Origin of the sequence: Streptococcus sp. AM28-20 (assembly GCF_003603595.1) — a bacterium.
Lineage (GTDB): Bacteria > Bacillota > Bacilli > Lactobacillales > Streptococcaceae > Streptococcus > Streptococcus ilei.
In genome coordinates, this window is record NZ_QTNK01000003.1 from 92,516 (window position 1) to 110,689 (window position 18,174).

16 protein-coding genes are annotated in these 18,174 nt (G+C 43.6%); 9 read left to right on the top strand and 7 right to left on the bottom strand.

The genetic code is table 11. The features are described from left to right. Nucleotides 1–16: 16 nt before the first annotated feature. Nucleotides 17–2,476: a bifunctional 2',3'-cyclic-nucleotide 2'-phosphodiesterase/3'-nucleotidase gene (locus DW738_RS08460; protein WP_123160810.1), complete on the bottom strand. Its 2,460-nt coding sequence runs from the start codon at nucleotides 2,474–2,476 to the stop codon at nucleotides 17–19. Between the two features lie 261 nt (nucleotides 2,477–2,737). Between DW738_RS08460 and DW738_RS08465 the strand changes: the two genes are divergently transcribed. Both DW738_RS08465 and dtd read left to right on the top strand, forming a co-directional pair. Then, nucleotides 2,738–4,957, top strand: coding sequence for a bifunctional (p)ppGpp synthetase/guanosine-3',5'-bis(diphosphate) 3'-pyrophosphohydrolase (locus DW738_RS08465; RefSeq protein WP_006595074.1), 2,220 nt, complete (start codon nucleotides 2,738–2,740; stop codon nucleotides 4,955–4,957). 252 nt (nucleotides 4,958–5,209) lie between these two features. Next, entirely contained in the window at nucleotides 5,210–5,653 is a 444-nt protein-coding gene (gene dtd, locus DW738_RS08470) for a D-aminoacyl-tRNA deacylase (protein WP_023022120.1), read from the top strand. Between the two features lie 172 nt (nucleotides 5,654–5,825). Here the strand turns inward: dtd and DW738_RS08480 are convergent, their stop codons facing one another. Beyond that, entirely contained in the window at nucleotides 5,826–6,479 is a 654-nt protein-coding gene (locus tag DW738_RS08480; RefSeq protein WP_123160811.1) for a metal-dependent transcriptional regulator, read from the bottom strand. Nucleotides 6,480–6,619: 140 nt separating this feature from the next. Here DW738_RS08480 and DW738_RS08485 point away from each other — a divergent pair, with 140 nt between their 5' ends. Then, nucleotides 6,620–7,645: a DUF3114 domain-containing protein gene (locus DW738_RS08485; protein WP_123160812.1), complete on the top strand. Its 1,026-nt coding sequence runs from the start codon at nucleotides 6,620–6,622 to the stop codon at nucleotides 7,643–7,645. 298 nt (nucleotides 7,646–7,943) lie between these two features. On the opposite strand, the gene tpx is transcribed toward DW738_RS08485, so the two are convergent. The 4 genes from tpx to DW738_RS08505 all read right to left on the bottom strand — a co-directional run bounded on the left by tpx (nucleotide 7,944) and on the right by DW738_RS08505 (nucleotide 11,031). Then, nucleotides 7,944–8,438 (bottom strand): thiol peroxidase, encoded by a 495-nt coding sequence (gene tpx / locus DW738_RS08490; RefSeq protein ID WP_009732121.1) that lies wholly within the window; start codon nucleotides 8,436–8,438, stop codon nucleotides 7,944–7,946. An 87-nt stretch (nucleotides 8,439–8,525) separates the two neighbouring features. Continuing rightward, the gene (gene fimA / locus DW738_RS08495; RefSeq protein ID WP_123160813.1) at nucleotides 8,526–9,458 is read right to left on the bottom strand and encodes a metal ABC transporter substrate-binding lipoprotein/fibrin-binding adhesin FimA; all 933 of its coding nucleotides are present in this window, start codon (nucleotides 9,456–9,458) and stop codon (nucleotides 8,526–8,528) included. An 11-nt stretch (nucleotides 9,459–9,469) separates the two neighbouring features. Continuing rightward, nucleotides 9,470–10,312 (bottom strand): metal ABC transporter permease, encoded by an 843-nt coding sequence (locus tag DW738_RS08500; RefSeq protein WP_123160814.1) that lies wholly within the window; start codon nucleotides 10,310–10,312, stop codon nucleotides 9,470–9,472. Continuing rightward, complete coding sequence (locus tag DW738_RS08505) at nucleotides 10,309–11,031, bottom strand: metal ABC transporter ATP-binding protein (RefSeq protein ID WP_023022125.1); 723 nt, start codon at nucleotides 11,029–11,031, stop codon at nucleotides 10,309–10,311. The genes DW738_RS08500 and DW738_RS08505 overlap by 4 nt, the downstream gene beginning before the upstream one ends. Nucleotides 11,032–11,179: 148 nt before the next feature. On the opposite strand from DW738_RS08505, the gene DW738_RS08510 reads away from it, so the two are divergent. Next, entirely contained in the window at nucleotides 11,180–13,075 is a 1,896-nt protein-coding gene (locus DW738_RS08510) for a M13-type metalloendopeptidase (protein WP_123160815.1), read from the top strand. Between the two features lie 260 nt (nucleotides 13,076–13,335). Here the strand turns inward: DW738_RS08510 and DW738_RS08515 are convergent, their stop codons facing one another. After that, complete coding sequence (locus DW738_RS08515; RefSeq protein ID WP_023022128.1) at nucleotides 13,336–14,112, bottom strand: glycyl-radical enzyme activating protein; 777 nt, start codon at nucleotides 14,110–14,112, stop codon at nucleotides 13,336–13,338. A 129-nt stretch (nucleotides 14,113–14,241) separates the two neighbouring features. Here DW738_RS08515 and DW738_RS08520 point away from each other — a divergent pair, with 129 nt between their 5' ends. From DW738_RS08520 to DW738_RS08540, 5 genes are all read left to right on the top strand, one after another. Next, nucleotides 14,242–14,985 (top strand): DeoR/GlpR family DNA-binding transcription regulator, encoded by a 744-nt coding sequence (locus tag DW738_RS08520; RefSeq protein WP_023022129.1) that lies wholly within the window; start codon nucleotides 14,242–14,244, stop codon nucleotides 14,983–14,985. A 14-nt stretch (nucleotides 14,986–14,999) separates the two neighbouring features. Next, nucleotides 15,000–15,971, top strand: a complete 972-nt coding sequence (locus DW738_RS08525) for a sugar-binding transcriptional regulator (protein ID WP_023022130.1) — start codon at nucleotides 15,000–15,002, stop codon at nucleotides 15,969–15,971. A gap of 167 nt (nucleotides 15,972–16,138) precedes the next feature. Beyond that, nucleotides 16,139–16,462 carry a PTS lactose/cellobiose transporter subunit IIA gene (locus tag DW738_RS08530; protein ID WP_006595062.1) on the top strand — a complete coding sequence of 108 codons (324 nt, stop codon included), beginning with the start codon at nucleotides 16,139–16,141 and terminating at the stop codon, nucleotides 16,460–16,462. A 10-nt stretch (nucleotides 16,463–16,472) separates the two neighbouring features. Beyond that, nucleotides 16,473–16,784: a PTS sugar transporter subunit IIB gene (locus tag DW738_RS08535; RefSeq protein WP_006595061.1), complete on the top strand. Its 312-nt coding sequence runs from the start codon at nucleotides 16,473–16,475 to the stop codon at nucleotides 16,782–16,784. An 11-nt stretch (nucleotides 16,785–16,795) separates the two neighbouring features. After that, complete coding sequence (locus DW738_RS08540) at nucleotides 16,796–18,097, top strand: PTS sugar transporter subunit IIC (RefSeq protein ID WP_006595060.1); 1,302 nt, start codon at nucleotides 16,796–16,798, stop codon at nucleotides 18,095–18,097. Nucleotides 18,098–18,174 lie beyond the last annotated feature (77 nt).

An 18,174-nucleotide genomic window follows, 5' to 3' on the forward strand; every position in this document is an offset into this window, starting at 1 on the left:
TTTGACTAGGAAAGAATTAGTTTTCTTCTTTCTTACGAGATGGAAGAAGGAAGCCAAGACTAGTCATCACCAATCCGACAAGGGCTAAGATAGAAGCACGTTCTCCTGTTTCAGGCAAGATTTTTTCGCTGATAGAAGAAGCGAATGCTGGCTTAGCAGTTTCTTGGCGAGCTTCTACAGGGCGAGTTCCTTCTTGACTTGGCGCAGGAAGGGTAATGGTTTGTTGGCTATGAGATAAGGTGATGGTTTCATCTTGTGCCGGTTTCTGATGGTTCGGTACAAAGACAAATGAAGGGGTTCTTGTTTCAGAACGTGTTGGTTCTTCTGGTTTTGTTTCAGGTTCTACTTTTGGTTCCACATATACAAAGCGGAATTCTCCAAATCCTTCTTGTTTAGACGGTTCAAGGTAGACGACATCTCCATCTTTACCAACCAGATCCTTGGCTTTATCAGCGGTCAAGAAGCGAACGTCTGCATCCTTGATGCTGCTTGTAAAGCGCCAGTTACCGTCTGCACTTGGGTTGATATTCTTTTCTTCCAAGATATAGTTAATGATAGCTTGGCGGTTTTCCAATCCAAGGAGTTGGTTCAGGCTAGCATCGCGAACGCCTGGGAATTTTCCGTTAGCTCGGTAGTTGTTGGTAACAACGATAAATTCTTGATCCGCAGTTACTTCCTTACCTTGGTATTTCAAATTGCGGACACGGCTAGCATCTGGGTTAACCGTTTTTCCTTCGCGGTCGTATTTATTTGGCTGGGTCACGTCGAACTCATAGGTTACCCCATCGATGACGTCAAAGTTGTAGGTCCGGTAGTTAGGGTTGACAAGCTGTTGAGGCTCTTTGCTAGTCGGGTCGATCGTGTTGAATTGACCAGCAGACATTTCCAACCATTCCTTGAGTTGGGAACCGGTCACCTTGAGGATGGCAGTGACATTATCATAGAGATAAAGGTCAGCAACGTTCTTGATAGCGATTGGGCCAGCTGGGATATCTGTGTAGGCAGTAGCATCCCCACGTGTCCCCGCCTTAAATGGTGCCGCAGCAGAGAGGATTGGAAGGTTGGCTTCTGGAGTTCCTGCCAACTCTTTCTTAGCATACCAAATCTGTGCATTGTTCACGATTTGGACAGATGGATCATCCTTCACAAGGGCAAAGTAGCTAGTGATTGGAGCAGAAGTAGTTCCGACTTGTTGGCGGACGTATTTGACGGTTCCTTCATGCGCTTCTTTCGCAATCTCGGTGATGCGCTCATCGGCTACTTTTGATTTGGTGTCGATCTTGCGGATGGCAGCCTTGCTTCCAACAACAGACCATTTACCATCGGTATAACGAAGATTGAGGTCGATTACCCCGAGGTGGTCGCCGTATTTTCCAGCCATGGTAACCGGTGTGCCGTTGATTTTACCGTTTACACCGTCTACACCAGCATATTTTTCGTAGAAGCCAGTTCCATTTCCACTAGGGAATTCTGCGTGTGAGTGTCCTGTTACGACAGCGTCAACACCTGGGAGGCTGGCAATTTGGTAGCCTTCGTTCTCTTCACCTTTTTCATACTTGTCATCTCCGATACCAGAGTGAGAAAGGACGAGGACGACGTCTGCTCCGGATTTGCGCATTTCTGGGATGATGGCTTGGATGGCTTCGACGGAGTCATTGACTTTGACCTTGCCTTCGAGGTTGGACTTGTCCCAGCTGAGGATCTGTGGAGGGACGATCCCTGTTACCCCAATATTAACATCGACGGAACGACCGTTCTTGTCAGTATAGGTCTTTTTAATGATCTTATATGGGTCGTAGACAAATTTACCAGTCTTTGCATCCACAACGTTGGCATTGACGATCGGCATACCAGCTGTTGCGATGACCTTTTTAAGGTAGTCTAGTCCGTAGTTAAATTCGTGGTTTCCAAGCGTTCCTGCATCAAAGCCCAATTTTTGAAGAGCTGTATACATCGGGTGTTGCTCACCATCTTTGATAGGATTGACGATGGCCTTGTAGGTCCCAAGAGGAGTTCCTTGGATAGTATCTCCGTTATCAACGAGGAGGACATTGCTGTTTTCTTTTTTTGCATCTTCGATCAAGACAGCAGTTTTTGCCAGACCGACATTTTGTGAGGGTTTGTCTTGGTAATAGTCATAGTTGACCAAGTTGGTATGAAGGTCCGTTGTCGCAAGGATACGGACATCGACTTCTTGCCCCTCAACTGGAGTGTTCGCTTTTGCGTCACTTGCGGTATTTTGAGGTGCAGCAGGAGTCGCTTCGCTTGCTGTAGCAGCGGCTTCTCCGCTAGTTGTCGGATTTGTATTGCTAGCTGTTGCTTCAGTGCTAGTCGCAGGAGTTGCTGCCTCTGTGACAGCAGTTGCTGACGAATCAGTTGTGCTTGAGCTTGTCGCTTCATCTGCCTGGGCAGTAGTTGTTGCCAAGAAAGCAGCAGCAAGGCTGAATAGGGCAGCCTGTTTACGGAATGATGACATGGTTGTCCTCCTAAATAAATTGATGTCTTTCTATTATATCTTATTTTGTCCAGAATTTATTCGTTTTCTTATTTTTTATATATTACAAATTAATGGATTTTTTATAAAAAATGGAGTATTTGTATAAAAAGGGAGCCTACGTTCGGGATTACTGGCTGGTAGTGCTGGAAAGCTCCTCAAATAGCATGAAAGTCAATCGGACTAGTTTTCATATAGAGCTAAAAGTGATAGAATAGAAGGCAAGAAAGTGGAGAAAACTAGATGCCGAAAGAAGAACCTTTAACAGGGGGCCAGGTTATTGCCCTTACCAAAAAATACTTGTCGGGAGAGGATGTTGCATTTGTAGAAAAAGCTCTCCTTTATGCAGTCGACTGCCATAGTGGGCAATTCCGTAAATCAGGTGAACCCTATATCATCCACCCTATTCAAGTTGCCGGCATTTTGGCAAAATTGAAGTTGGATGCTGTGACCGTTGCCTGTGGTTTTTTGCACGACGTTGTCGAGGATACAGACGCGACCCTAGATGATTTAGAACGCGAATTTGGACATGATGTCCGAGTGATTGTTGATGGAGTGACCAAGCTCGGGAAGGTCAAATACAAGTCCCATGAAGAGCAGTTGGCAGAGAACCACCGCAAGATGCTCATGGCCATGTCTCAAGATATCCGTGTCATTTTAGTCAAGCTAGCAGACCGCTTGCACAACATGCGGACTTTGAAGCATTTACGCAAGGACAAGCAAGAACGGATTTCCCAGGAAACCATGGAAATCTATGCGCCGCTAGCCCACCGTCTCGGGATTTCTAGCGTCAAGTGGGAATTGGAAGATCTATCCTTCCGTTATCTGAATGAAGTCGAGTTCTATAAAATTTCCCATATGATGAAGGAGAAGCGTCGCGAGCGGGAAGCCTTGGTAGAAGAAGTTGTCCAAAAGATCGAGTCCTATGCGGCAGAACGCCACCTCTATGGGAAAATCTATGGTCGTCCTAAGCATATCTACTCCATCTACCGCAAGATGCAGGATAAGAAGAAGCGCTTTGATGAAATCTATGATTTGATTGCCATTCGCTGTATCCTGGAATCACCGAGCGATGTCTATGCCATGCTGGGCTATATCCACGAGTTGTGGAAGCCGATGCCAGGTCGCTTCAAGGACTATATCGCCAATCGGAAGGCCAATGGTTACCAGTCCATCCATACCACTGTTTACGGTCCAAAAGGTCCCATCGAGTTCCAGATCCGTACAAAGGAAATGCACGAGGTTGCTGAGTACGGGGTTGCGGCACACTGGGCTTATAAGAAAGGAATCAAGGGCCAAGTCAACAGCAAAGAATCGGCTATTGGGATGAACTGGATCAAGGAGATGATGGAACTCCAAGACCAGGCGGATGATGCCAAGGAATTTGTCGATACGGTCAAAGAAAACTATCTGGCTGAAGAGATTTATGTCTTTACTCCAGATGGAGCGGTTCGTTCTCTTCCAAAGGATTCTGGACCGATTGACTTTGCCTATGAGATTCATACCAAGATCGGGGAAAAAGCGACTGGTGCCAAGGTTAATGGCCGTATGGTTCCTTTGACTACCAAGCTGAAAACGGGTGACCAGGTTGAAATCATCACCAATCCAAATTCATTTGGACCAAGTCGTGACTGGCTCAATATCGTCAAGACCAGCAAGGCCCGCAATAAGATCCGCCAATTCTTTAAGAACCAAGACAAGGAACTCTCGATCAACCGTGGACGAGAGTTGCTCATGGCCCAATTTCATGAGCATGATATGATTGCCAACAAGTTCATGGATAAGAAGCACATGGACAAGGTCTTGCAAAAGACCAGCTACAAGACCGAAGAGGCCTTGTTTGCGGCCATCGGTTTTGGAGAAATCGGAGCCATCTCTGTCTTTAATCGTTTGACGGAGGAAGAGCGTCGAGAAGAGGAAAAGGCCAAGGCGCGTGCAGAAGCTGAGGAGCTGGTCAAAGGCGGCGAAGTCAAGGTTGAAAACAAAAAAGACACCCTCAAGGTCCGCCATGAAGGTGGCGTGGTCATCCAAGGGGCTTCTGGTCTCTTGATCCGGATTGCTAAGTGTTGCAATCCCGTCCCAGGGGATACTATTGTCGGCTACATTACCAAAGGACGTGGGGTTGCCATCCACCGTCAAGACTGCATGAACCTGCGGGCCCAAGACAACTACGAGCAACGCTTGATTGACGTCGAGTGGGAAGACAATAACACGACCAAGGACTACATCGCCCATATCGATATCTACGGCCTCAACCGTGCAGGTCTTCTCAACGATGTCCTCCAAGTCTTGTCCAATACGGCTAAGATGATCTCAACTGTTAATGCTCAACCGACTAAAGATATGAAGTTTGCCAATATCCACATTTCCTTCGGGATTCCAAACCTGTCCATGTTGACAACGGTGGTGGATAAGATTAAGAGTGTGCCGGAGGTGTACTCTGTTAAGCGTACCAACGGCTAGTCTTCTGCGAAAATCGACTTCATACTGCGTTAGTTTCGACTGGCCTAACTACAGTTATGCCTGCGTCTCACTGCCTTGTCTGAAGTTGATTTTCTTTGAAGCAAGTAGAACATGGTTAGAACTCTTTTATAGCTTGGTTAGCTTGCCTTGCCGTACTTGAGTACTGTCTTCGTCTCACGACCTTGACTGAGGTCGATGTTCTTTGAAGCTTAGCAGTGAATGCCCAATAGATTGTATAAATAGGATAATAAGATGAAATTAGTGATTCAACGGGTCAAAAGGGCCTCGGTTTCCATTGATGGTCAAGTCTATAGTCAGATTCAAGAAGGGCTTCTTCTCTTAGTGGGAGTGGGTCCGGAGGATGACCAGAAGGACCTGGAATATGCGGTGCGGAAGGTCACCCAAATGCGGATTTTCTCGGATGAAGAAGGGAAGATGAACTTATCTGTCAAGGATATTCAAGGGGAAATCCTCTCTGTTTCGCAGTTTACCCTTTTTGCTCAGACAAAAAAAGGCAATCGTCCAGCCTTTATTGGGGCAGCTAGTCCAGAGATGGCCAGCCAGCTCTACGATGACTTCAATGATTTGTTGGAAAAGGAATTCCCTGTCAAACGAGGCGTCTTCGCTGCAGATATGGCAATTGAACTCATCAATGATGGCCCAGTGACCATCATCCTCGATACGAAAAATCCGTAGCAAGAAAAAAGAGGCTGAGACAAAAGTCCTAGCCTCTCAATTGTCTTTGGATTGTCGAGCAAGACGCAGTGGTTGAGTGGGCTCTACTACGCTGATTCCATCAGCTTTTACAGCCCTACTCAACTGTGCGGAGGTGGAACGACGAAATCGAATTCTAACGAATGACCGATTTCTATCCCACTCTCTTTTCTATGTAAAGTTGTTGGGCAATCAGATGATTGATCTGGATGTCTTGGTCTTTGATCTGGAGCTGATAGAGGCCAGTGTAATCGTCGTAGCCTTTGAAGAGAATGTCATCTCCAATGGATAGCTGGATCTGGTCTAAAAAATTCAGCAATTCAAAGCTATCTTGGACTCTTCGCAAACGAAAGGTTCCCGGTTCGCTGACATCACTCAAACGGTCCTGGTAAGCCTCGATGAGAAGTTTTCCTTTCGGTGGAATGGTTCCTCCGTGGGGGCAGGTCTTGGGAGTGTCTAACATTTGGTCTAGTTTATCGATAAAGCGGTCGGAGACAGTATGTTCGAGCACTTCAGCTTCTTCATGGACTTCTTCAGTCGTATAGCCAAGTTTTTTGAGCAAGAACACTTCGATCAAGCGGTGCTTGCGAAAGAGATCAGAAACCGTTTGGAGGCCGAGCTCGGTAAGCAGATAGCCGTGGGTCTTGTCCTTGATGAGGAGATTCTCCGAGATCATGCGTTTGACCATCTCAGTCACGGCTGGAGGCGAAACCTGCATCCGGGCCGCAATCTCTTTGTTACTAATTTTTTCATGTTGCGTGCCGATTTCATAGATGCACTTGAGGTAATCTTCTTTATTAGGTGTCATAGGGTCCTCTTTTCTTCGCTTCTTCTAGTATATCAAAAAAAGCGCAAAATGGCTTGGCCAGTGGATAGGAATTGTCTGTGAGGGAGAAAGATGATAGTATAGAAGCATAAACCGAAAACAATATGGAAAGGAGGGGGCAGATGCGAGGACAGGAATTGGAAAAACTGGGCTGGACGACCAGAGGTCTCAGCTACTTAGAAAGCCGATTGCAGTCTTGTGAGTATGAAGCAAGAAGGCGAGCTTGCTACCGCTCTGTCTTTGTTTTTGCCAGTCCTCTTTTCCAAGAGATGTGGCAGAGAGAATTGCAGGGTTTGACGGAAGGTCGTGCCCAGGCCCTCTTAAAAGGGGCCATGCATCTCTGTCTTATGCCACGGGATTTATCGGGGACCTGTGAGGAGACTGCCTTCTTACTGAAGCGGTTCTGGCCAGATTGCCCCCCTCATTCATCTTTTTGGTCCTTTTTTTCAAGAGTGGTTCAAGTAGCTTTTGCTCAGGATCCATTAGCCAGTAAAGAGGGAGATCAGCTCTTAAAACGCCAGATCCACCAGTTTCGCTATCTGCTCTCTGCCTACCAGGCCCAGTGGATTCGAAAGCACTTTGGGAGTAGAGAGGCAAGTGATGAAGAAGCTCTGCAAGCCTATCTGCAGGTTACAAAAAAAGTTCGTATTGATGCCTATGCGGCGGCCCGTCTCCACAATAAGGTCTATGTGGATCAAGACGGGCAACTTGCCTTCCCATCTCGTGCCCAGGCCCAGTTGAACTTCAAGGTCTTGCTCAAATTTCATACTGAGTATATCCTGGATCAGGGTGGCCAGTTTCTCAACGAAGTGGATCCGTATCAGATTTCTGAAAATGGCATTGTCAATGGAGCCAGTTTCAACTATGGCTTAGCCAAGGGCCGGACCCATAAGGACTTGGATATCGATCCCGTTAAACCATGGGATCCAGCTTTTCGCAAGAAGGTTCTCTATCAGCAAGGTGTTCGCTATCTAGCTCCGAAGAATGACCGCGGAGAGCAGGGTTATTGGAGCCGGAAGGGAACCTTTGCACAAGGAGGCAAGAGCTACAAGCAACAGGTAGCACGGCGCGTGCGGAGTTTCCTCAGAGGCATCCCACGCTTACGCTGGCGAGTCCTCCTCCAGAATGGACTCCATCGGATTTTATAGTAGTCCTCTTTCGGATTGAAGACAAAGGACTCTTAGAAACTTTCCTTAGGTGAATACGGACGTCAGCGAACTTCTTCGAAGTTCCAAGACTAATTATTGAGCCTAAGGTCTCAATAATTCCGAGTGCCTGAAACAATTATGTTCCAGGCACTTTTCTCACGGCGGAAAGTTTCAATGTATGTTGAATAAGCCTAATAGTGTCTACCTCATTTTAATTTTTTTCAGCATCATTTAGGTTCTTTTATGTAAAAGTAGTTTGTTTATATTAAAAAAAAGAGGTCGTAGACCTCTTTTTCGTTTATCCAAGTGCTTTGACGGCTTCGATTGCAGCCTCGTAATTGGGCTCACTATTGATGTTATCGAGGTATTCAACGTATGTGACCTTGTTGTCCGCATCTAGGACCAAGACAGCGCGTGCGAGCAAATGCCATTCATTGATCAAGAGGCCATAAGCCTTCCCGAAGGAATGGTCGAAGTAGTCTGAAAGCATGATGGCATTTTCGATCCCTTCAGCAGCACACCATTTGCCTTGAGCGAAAGGAAGGTCGACGGAAACCGTCAAGACCACAGTGTCCTCCATGTCAGAGAGGGCCTGGTTGAAGTGACGTGTTTGAGTGGAACAGATACCTGTGTCAATAGATGGAATCACGCTGAGGACTTTTTTCTTCCCAGCAAAATCAGCCAAAGATTTTTTCTCCAAGTTTGGTGTAGTCAGTGAAAAGTCATGAGCAGTATCACCAACTTGAAGTTGAGATCCAGTAAAGGTAACAGGGTTTCCTAAAAATGTTGTCATAGCAAAGACTCCTTTTTTCTTTTCATTGTACATCAATGAAGGGGGAAGAGCCACTAATTTGTTTGAGAATCTAATCAGTTTGGAATCTTATTTGTTCAAACCTTCTGCGATTTTCTCCAAATTCCATTTCATCATGCTGTAGTAGCTGTCGCCTTCTTCGCCTTCTTTGGCAATTGAGTCAGTAAAGATTTTTGAAAAGATTGGGATATTGGTATCTTTAGACACAGTTTTCATAGGACGCTCATCGACACTGGATTCGACAAAGAGGGACGGTACTTTGGTTTGACGCAATTTCTCTACCAGCGTTTTGATTTGTTCAGGTGTCCCTTCTTCTTCGGTATTGATTTCCCAGATATAGGCAGATGGGACGCCATAGGCTTTGGAGAAGTACTTGAAGCAACCTTCGCTGGTTACGATCATCTTCTTGTCTGCTGGGATGTTATTGAATGCTTGCTTGGCTTCTTGGTCTAGCTTGCTGAGTTTTTCAGTGTAGGCTGCTAGATTTTTTTCGTAGAAGTCCTTATTTTTTGGATCTTTGGCGATTAATTGTTTGGCAATGTTTTTAGCGTAGATAATCCCGTTTTCGAGATTGAGCCAAGCGTGAGGGTCTTCTTTTCCAGCTTGGTTTTGACCTTCTAGGTAGATGACGTCGACGCCTTCACTGGCAGCGAAATAGTCCTTGTTTTCTACTTTATTGGCATTTTTGACTAACTTGGTAAACCAAGCATTGCCACCGGTTTCGAGGTTGATGCCGTTGTAGAAGATGAGGTCTGCTTGTGAGGTTTTTTTGACATCTTCTGGGAGCGGTTCGTATTCGTGGGGATCTTGACCGACAGGGACAATACTGTGGAGCTCGATTTTGTCCCCAGCGATATTTTTGGTGATATCTGCGAGGATGGAGTTGGTGGTGACCACTTTCAATTTATCAGATGAGGACTTGGAAGAAGAGCCTTTGCTGCAGGCCAACAGGCCGAACAAGAGCGCCACAAAGAGGGCGAGGACAGAAGCGATTTTTTTCATGTGTTTCTCCTTTAATGAGGTGAAAGAGCGTGCTTATTCTTTCTCTGCTTAGGAGCGATAAAGAAGCTGATGAGAAAGAAGATGGCAGAAGTGAGGACAATACAAGACCCAACAGCGATGTTGAAGCTATAGCCAATAAAGAGTCCCAGGATGGAGGCAAGAGCACCTAATCCGGATGAAAGGAGCATCATGGACCAGAGGCTATTGGCATAGAGATAGGCTGTCGCAGCAGGTGTGATGAGCATGGCGACAATGAGAATGGTTCCGACACTTTGCATAGCAGTGACAGAAACCAAGGTCAAGAGCACCATGAGGAGGTAGTGATAGATCTTGACCCGGACGCCCATGGATTGAGCCAGAACGGGATCAAAAGAAGTGAGCAGTAGGGGACGAAAGAGCAGGACAATCACCAGTAAGACTGCCACCCCAACACCGATGGTCATCCACATATCCTGGTCTTGCACGGCCAAGATATTCCCAAAGAGGATGTGGAAGAGGTCGGTGGAACTTTTAGCAACCCCGATTAGAATGACTCCTAAGGCGAGGAAAGAAGAAAAGGTAATCCCAATCGCAGTGTCGCTCTTGATGATGGAGTTGCTCTTGATATAGGTGATGAGGATGGAAGCTAAAAGCCCGAAGGCAATGGCACCAATAAAGAAATTGATGCCCAGGATAAAGGACAGAGCTACCCCCGGAAGGACCGCGTGTGAAATGGCATCTCCCATGAGAGACATGCCTCGTAAAATGATGAAACATCCGACAGCTCCAGCGATAATCCCGATAGCAATGGCTGTGATCAGGGCATTCTGTAAGAAGTGGAATTGCTGTAATCCATCGATAAATTCTGTAATCATCCGACTCCACCTCCTATAAAGAGTTCATGCCCGTAGGCTGCATGCAGATTCTCTTTGGTAAAGGTTTCCTCTGTTTTCCCAAAAGCAATCAGTTTGCGATGAAGGAGGAGGACTTGGTCAAAGTAAGCTGGAACCTTGCTGAGGTCATGATGGACGATCAGAATGGTCTTGCCTTCTTGTTTCAAGGTCTGGAGGGTCTGCATGATGATGTCTTCGCTGACAGAGTCAATCCCAGCAAAGGGCTCATCCAAAAAAATGACATCTGCTTCTTGGACCAAGCAACGGGCGATCAGCACCCGTTGGAATTGACCACCGGATAGTTGACCAATCTGGCGATCTGCTAGATCAAGAAGATTGACAAGTTTCAAGGCATCTTCCACCTTTTGGAGATCCTCTTTGCTTTTTCTCTTGAAGATAGAAAGATGGGGGTAGAGGCCTAGTGAGACACACTCCCGCACCGTGATGGGGAAGTGGAAATCAATAGCTGTCTTTTGTTCGACGTAGGCCACTCGTTGAAGAACTTGGCCGAGATCTTGTTGATCGAGCAGGACCTTTCCCGAATGAGGGAGAAGTCCTAGCATGGCCTTGATCAGGGTTGATTTCCCCGCACCGTTGGGTCCAAGAATTCCTAGGATGGTTGGACCCTGGATGGTGAGGGAAAGATCCTCCAAGGCCAGTGTTTGCTGGTAAGCAACACTGAGATGTTCAATTTGAATCATGATTTTACTCCTTTACCATTAATATACATAAATAAAAAAATTAAGTCAAGTTAATTTTTAAAATAATTTAGGTTAAATCTCTTGTAATCATTGAAAAATAGACCTATTTTTGATAAGGTTATTAGAAAAGAATGAAAGCGAGAAGATCATGGTACGTTTACAAGATGATTTTTATGATTACGTCAATGGGAAATGGGCTGAGACAGCAGTGATTCCTGATGACAAACCGTCAACCGGTGGTTTTATGGACTTGATCCAAGACATCGAAAACTTGATGTTGGATATCACTGGAAAATGGCAACGGGGAGAAGAACTGCCTGAAGACAGCATTCTGCAAAACTTTGTCAAATACCATAAAATGGTGGCAGATTTTGATGAGCGAGAAACAGCTGGTGTGGCACCAGTCATGCCCTTGATCAATGAAATTAAGGCTCTGTCTTCTTTTGAAGACTATACCAGCAAGTTGGGGACCTATGAACTAGCTGGCAAACCAAATCTCTTGCCATTTAGCGTATCACCAGACTTTATGAATGCCCAAATGAATGTCTTATGGGGAGAAGCACTCGGTTTGATCTTGCCTGATACGACCTACTATGAAGAAGGCAATGAAAAAGGTCCAGAGTTATTGGCTGTTTGGCGTCAAATGGTTGAAAAGCTCTTGGCAAAATTCGATTTCTCAGAGGAAGAAATCAAGGATATACTGGATAAGGTCATTGCGGCCGATGCAGAATTGGCCAAATATGTCTTGTCAAATGAAGAAAAATCCGAGTACAACAAACTCTACCATCCTTATGAATGGGCAGATTTCAAGGCCTTGGTTCCAGAATTGCCACTTGATACCTTCTTTACAGAAGTGATTGGACAAACACCAGATAAAATCATCGTGCCGGAAGAGCGTTTTTGGAAGGAATTTGCGCCAAAATTCTACTCAGCAGCCAACTGGGAAACCCTTCATGCTAAATTGAAACTCGGCGCAGCTCTTTCTTGGACTTCCTTCTTGACCGAAGAAATCCGTGTCTTATCTGGTGAATATGGACGGACCATCACAGGGACACCAGAAGCACGTCCGAAAGAAAAGGCAGCTTTGGCTTTAGCAGAAGGGCCTTATAGCCAAGCGCTTGGCCTTTGGTATGCGGGCGAAAAATTCTCACCAGAAGCGAAAGCAGACGTAGAGCATAAAGTAGCGACTATGATTGAGGTCTACAAGGATCGTCTGGAAAAAGCAGACTGGCTTGCTCCTGAAACCCGCGAAAAAGCCATTGTTAAACTCAATGTCATCACACCGCATATCGGCTACCCTGAAAAATTACCAGAAACTTACGCTAAGAAGATCATCGACGAGAGCAAGACCTTGGTGGAAAATGCTCAAAAATTGGCGCAAATTTCGATTGCCCATGTCTGGAGCAAGTGGAACCAACCAGTCGATCGGAGTGAGTGGCACATGCCAGCTAATATGGTCAATGCTTACTATGATCCGCAACAAAACCAAATCGTTTTCCCAGCAGCGATCTTACAGGCGCCTTTCTATGACCTTCACCAATCGTCATCAGCTAACTACGGCGGAATCGGTGCGGTCATTGCCCATGAAATCTCCCACGCCTTTGACACCAATGGAGCATCCTTTGACGAGCACGGTAGTTTGAAAGATTGGTGGAAGCCAGAAGATTACGAAGCCTTTACTGCTCGCACGCAAAAGGTTATCGATCAGTTCGAAGGTCAAGACTCTTACGGTGCTAAGATTAACGGGAAATTGACCGTTTCTGAAAATGTAGCAGACCTCGGAGGAATTGCCGCAGCCCTTGAAGCCGCTAAGAAAGAGGCAGACTTCTCCGCAGAAGAATTCTTCACCAACTTTGCTCGCATCTGGCGCATGAAAGCTCGACCAGAGTACATGCAACTCCTCGCAAGTGTTGACGTGCATGCACCAGGAAAACTCCGTACCAATGTCCAATTGCCAAACTTTGATGAATTCTTTGAAACCTTTGATGTCAAAGAAGGCGACGGCATGTGGAGAAAACCAGAAGACCGCGTTATCATTTGGTAAACTAAGATACTAAGCCCGTAAAAAAAGCGAGAAGAAAATAGGAGATTGACGATGTGGGCCATGCCCACAAGTCAATCTCTCTTTTTCTCGACGCTTTTAGGGCGAGTTCAATTTCGCGCTACTGATTTTGTTGATCAAAGGAAGTAGTCTCGACTTCAGTTAAGCAATTTATTGATTTTCTCGACGCTCGTGAAAGAATAAAAAATCCCCGAAGCCAAGTTTCAGCTGACTGAAACTAGCTTTGGGGATTTTTGAGTGTATTAGAAATAACAGTGAATGTCATGATCTAAAAAAACTTGCTGGTAGTCATATAAATCTTCTGGATGCAGAGCCTTTATTCCTTCCATTTCATAGCGACGTCCTAAAAGCTTGTATTTGTTTTCTCCAAACTGGTGAAATGGGAGAAGCTGTACTTCATCGATGTTGAGAGAATTAAAAAGAGAAGCAAATTCTTCAGCATCGTTTAAAGAGTCATTGAAATTAGGAATGACTGGAATACGTAAAACGATTGTTTTGTTTTGAGCAAAGGCATAATGAATATTTTTAATAATCAGATGATTGTTGACTCCGACAACCCTCTTATGTTTAAGTGTATTGTAATGTTTAAGGTCTGTATAAATAAAATCGACATACTGAATGAGATCGACAAATTTTTCATGTTCAACAAAAGCTGTCGTTTCGATTGCAGTATGAAGTCCAACTTCTTTCGCAGCTTTTAAGATAGATTTGGCAAATTCAAATTGAGCAAAGATTTCTCCACCAGACAGGGTAAGGCCACCACCAGATTCTTCATAGAAATCAACGTCTTTTAAGACATCGTCTATGATTTCTGTGACTGTTTTTTCTTCTCCCGCGATAGTTTCCTTTTTAGTAACAGCATCTAACATTTTTTCAGGATTTGCACGCTGGGATTCAGGATTGGAGCACCATGGACAACGTAGGGGACATCCTTTTAGAAATACAGTAGTTCGGATGCCAGGGCCATCATGGATACTAAAGTGTTGGATGTTAAAGATAATGCCACGATTTTGTTCCATATTTTGCTCTCCTATCAATCTAGTAAATCTATTATACATTATTTAAGAAACTAATTCAATTACGAACGAAAGTTTATTTTGTTTTGAATTCACTCAGAAATTTGCTAAAATAGAGAAGAGGTAAAAACAATGCAACGTTTAGATGAAATATTGAAATTAGTATCGGAGTTTGAAAAGATAGATGTCAATAGCTTGTCGGAGAAATTACAAGTCTCTAAAGTAACCATTCGAAAGGATTTGGACAAGCTAGAATCAAAAGGATTATTGCATAGGGAGCATGGCTATGCAGTTTTAAACAGTGGAGATGATATCAATGTGCGATTGTCCTTTCAATATGATACCAAGAAAAGAATAGCCCGGGAGGCCGCTAAATTAATTAAGGATAACGACACGGTTCTGATTGAATCAGGCTCTACGTGTGCCCTACTAGCGGAAGAAATTTGCCAAACAAAAAAGAATGTCAAGATTGTGACAAATTCTTATTTTATTGCAGATTATATTCAGGAATATGATTCCTGTAAAATCATATTACTGGGTGGAGAGTTTCAAAAAGAGTCGAGAGTGACTGTAGGTCCGCTTTTGAAAGAATTAATTCGCTCGTTTAGAGTTCCCTTTGCTTTTGTAGGGGTTGACGGATATGATGATGAACTTGGCTTTACTGGGAAAGATATGATGAGAAGTGAAGTTGTTCAAGCTATGTCCGATGTTTCTAAAGAAGTGATTGTCTTGACAGATTCAAGTAAATTTGAGAAATGTGGGACTGTCAGACGATTTGCACTTTCACAAGTTTCTAGAGTCATAACGGATAAGAATATATCTCAAGAAGCGAAAGAAAAACTTGAGGATTCGCAAACGATTTTAAACTTAGTATAAGAAGGAGAAGTCAATTGAAAGATGAACGGAAAAAGTTACTTGCTAAATTAGCCTATCTATACTATGTTGAAGACAAAAGTCAATCGCAAATCGCAGCAGAAACTGGAATCTACCGTACAACTGTCAGCAGAATGTTAGCGGAGGCTAAAAAAGAGGGAGTTGTAAAAATTGAAATTGAAAATTTTGATACTCGCCTCTTCCATTTAGAAAATTATATCAAACAAAAATATGGCTTGAAAGCTATCGAGATTATACCAAATCTAGTTGATGAGCCACGAGAAAGCCTTGAAAAGCGGCTAGCGCAAGCTAGTGCTGTCATGCTTCGAAATTTGATTGAAGATGGAATGACAGTTGGTTTTTCATGGGGCAAGTCTCTCAGATTAATGGTGGAACAAGTTGGAACTAAGCGTTTGGATGGTGTTCAATTTTATCCCCTAGCTGGAGGTCCCAGTCATATCCATGCTCGCTACCATGTCAATACTCTAATCTACAGTATGGCGAGTAAATTTCATGGAGAATGTCATTTTATAAACGCGAGTGTCATTCAAGAAAATTCTGAGGTAACGGAAGGCATCTTATCTTCTAAGTATTTCGAGGACTTGAAAGCTAGTTGGCGTTGTTTGGATGTTGCTGCTGTAGGGATTGGTGGCCATGCAGATAGCAAGAATCCTCAGTGGTTTGATATGCTAACAACAAATGATTTTAAGAAATTGGAGTCGGAACATGCTGTAGGAGAAGTCTGCTGTCGTTTCTTTGATCAAGAAGGTATCCCCGTTTATCCTGAATTACAGGAAAGAACAATATCTATCACATTGGAGGAATTGAGAAAGGTTCCGAATACCATCTCGTTAGCCTACGGTGATCAAAAAGCAAAAGCAATTTTATCGGTTTTGAAAGCCAACTATATCAATCATTTAGTCACAGATGAAGCGACGATCTTAAAAGTTTTAGAATTAGATGGTGATCAGCAATTTACTAAAAAATAGGACAGCGAGGATGCAGTCCTTATTTTTTTGAGTTAAATAGCACAAATGTGCAAAAACTAAAAACAATAATCAAATGGTGTAGTTTTTTATTGACCGGCAAAAATATAAATGGTATATTGACAATAGAAAAAGCGCTTTCATTAGATTGACAAAGGAGTGTAGTGCACATGGAAATAATTGTTGCAGACCAAATTATTATGGGCTTAATTTTAAATGCGGGTGATGCTAAACAGCATGTTTACCAAGCTTTATCATATGCTAAGGAAGGTGATTTTACATCTTCTGAAGGCGAAATTGCAAAAGCAGATGCAGCATTGCTAGAAGCGCATAACTTGCAAACCCAATTTTTAGCCCAGGAAGCAAGTGGGACAAAGACAGAGATTACAGCTTTGTTTGTGCACTCACAAGATCACTTAATGACTTCAATCACAGAGATTAACTTGATTAAAGAAATGATTGACTTACGAAAAGAACTTTCAGCGAAACAATAAGGAGGAAAAGATGATGAAAATTGGATTGTTTTGTGCGGCAGGATTTTCAACAGGAATGTTGGTAAATAATATGAAGGTAGCGGCTCAGGAATTAGGTATTGATGCTGAAATTGAGGCATATTCTCAAGCGAAATTAGCAGATTTTGCCCCAGAAATAGATGTCGCTTTGTTAGGGCCTCAAGTAGCTTATACTTTGGATAAATCAAAAGCGATTTGTGAGGCAAACCATATCCCTATTGCTGTCATTCCTATGGCGGATTATGGGATGTTAGATGGTAAGAAGGTACTAAATCTAGCTCTAGAATTGCTAGGAGAAAAATAAGGAGGCTTCCCATGTCTAATTTTAATTCTCAGAAAATTATCGCTCCAATCATGCGTTTTGTAAACATGAAAGGAATTATTGCTCTTAAAGATGGGATGTTAGCGATCCTTCCATTAACGGTAGTTGGTAGTTTGTTTCTGATTATTGGACAATTACCATTTGAAGGCCTTAATCAGGCTATTGCTAGTGTATTTGGCGATACATGGACAGAGCCATTTATGCAAGTTTATTCAGGAACATTCGCCATCATGGGCTTAATTTCTTGCTTCTCCATTGGGTATTCTTATGCTAAAAACAGTGGAGTAGAACCCTTGCCAGCGGGAGTTTTGTCCCTGTCTTCATTCTTTATCTTGTTAAAATCTTCTTATGTACCAGCTAAGGGAGAACCGATTGGCGATGCCATTTCAAAAGTATGGTTTGGTGGTCAAGGGATTATCGGGGCCATTATTATTGGTCTGGTAGTTGGTGCAATTTATACTGTGTTTATCCAAAGACACATTGTTATAAAAATGCCAGAACAAGTACCTCAAGCCATTGCCAAACAATTTGAAGCGATGATTCCTGCTTTCGTGATTTTCTTACTATCAATGATTGTCTATATCGTATCAAAAGTAGTGACAAACGGCGGTACCTTCATTGAAATGATTTATGATGTCATTCAGGTTCCTCTTCAAGGTCTAACAGGATCACTTTACGGAGCGATTGGGATTGCTTTCTTTATTTCATTCTTGTGGTGGTTTGGTGTTCATGGCCAATCAGTTGTCAACGGTGTAGTAACAGCCTTGCTACTTTCTAACCTAGATGCCAATAAATCAATGTTGGCAGCTGGGAAGCTATCCGTTGAAAATGGTGCCCACATTGTAACTCAACAATTCTTAGATAGCTTCCTTATTTTGTCTGGATCAGGTATAACCTTTGGGTTGGTTGTTGCCATGCTATTTGCTGCTAAGTCAAAACAGTATAAAGCTTTGGGGAAAGTTGCAGCATTTCCTGCAATCTTTAATGTCAATGAACCCGTCGTATTTGGATTTCCGATCGTAATGAACCCAGTTATGTTCCTTCCATTTATTTTGGTTCCAATTTTGGCTGCAATAATTGTTTATGCATCAATTGCTATTGGATTTATGCATCCATTCTCAGGTGTGACTCTTCCTTGGAGTACACCAGCCATTATTTCTGGATTTATGGTTGGAGGTTGGCAAGGTGCTTTCGTTCAAGTGCTAGTTCTTGCGACCTCGACTGTCGTATATTTCCCATTCTTCAAATTCCAAGATAATCTTGCCTATAACAATGAATTACAAGCTGAAAAATAGTGCGTTTATCATGTATGCACAGATGTGCGACTAGAATAGAATTTATATGTATAATTCATAATTCATTGAAATTCGTA

Coding starts and splice junctions, on each gene's coding strand:
- DW738_RS08465 (WP_006595074.1), top strand. CDS start 2,738: ATGCCGAAAGAAGAACCTTTAACAGGGGGCCAGGTTATTGCCCTTACC.
- DW738_RS08520 (WP_023022129.1), top strand. CDS start 14,242: ATGCAACGTTTAGATGAAATATTGAAATTAGTATCGGAGTTTGAAAAG.
- DW738_RS08515 (WP_023022128.1), bottom strand. CDS start 14,112: ATGGAACAAAATCGTGGCATTATCTTTAACATCCAACACTTTAGTATC.
- DW738_RS08540 (WP_006595060.1), top strand. CDS start 16,796: ATGTCTAATTTTAATTCTCAGAAAATTATCGCTCCAATCATGCGTTTT.
- DW738_RS08460 (WP_123160810.1), bottom strand. CDS start 2,476: ATGTCATCATTCCGTAAACAGGCTGCCCTATTCAGCCTTGCTGCTGCT.
- DW738_RS08480 (WP_123160811.1), bottom strand. CDS start 6,479: ATGACACCTAATAAAGAAGATTACCTCAAGTGCATCTATGAAATCGGC.
- DW738_RS08535 (WP_006595061.1), top strand. CDS start 16,473: ATGATGAAAATTGGATTGTTTTGTGCGGCAGGATTTTCAACAGGAATG.
- DW738_RS08500 (WP_123160814.1), bottom strand. CDS start 10,312: ATGATTACAGAATTTATCGATGGATTACAGCAATTCCACTTCTTACAG.
- DW738_RS08510 (WP_123160815.1), top strand. CDS start 11,180: ATGGTACGTTTACAAGATGATTTTTATGATTACGTCAATGGGAAATGG.
- fimA (WP_123160813.1), bottom strand. CDS start 9,458: ATGAAAAAAATCGCTTCTGTCCTCGCCCTCTTTGTGGCGCTCTTGTTC.
- tpx (WP_009732121.1), bottom strand. CDS start 8,438: ATGACAACATTTTTAGGAAACCCTGTTACCTTTACTGGATCTCAACTT.
- dtd (WP_023022120.1), top strand. CDS start 5,210: ATGAAATTAGTGATTCAACGGGTCAAAAGGGCCTCGGTTTCCATTGAT.
- DW738_RS08505 (WP_023022125.1), bottom strand. CDS start 11,031: ATGATTCAAATTGAACATCTCAGTGTTGCTTACCAGCAAACACTGGCC.
- DW738_RS08530 (WP_006595062.1), top strand. CDS start 16,139: ATGGAAATAATTGTTGCAGACCAAATTATTATGGGCTTAATTTTAAAT.
- DW738_RS08485 (WP_123160812.1), top strand. CDS start 6,620: ATGCGAGGACAGGAATTGGAAAAACTGGGCTGGACGACCAGAGGTCTC.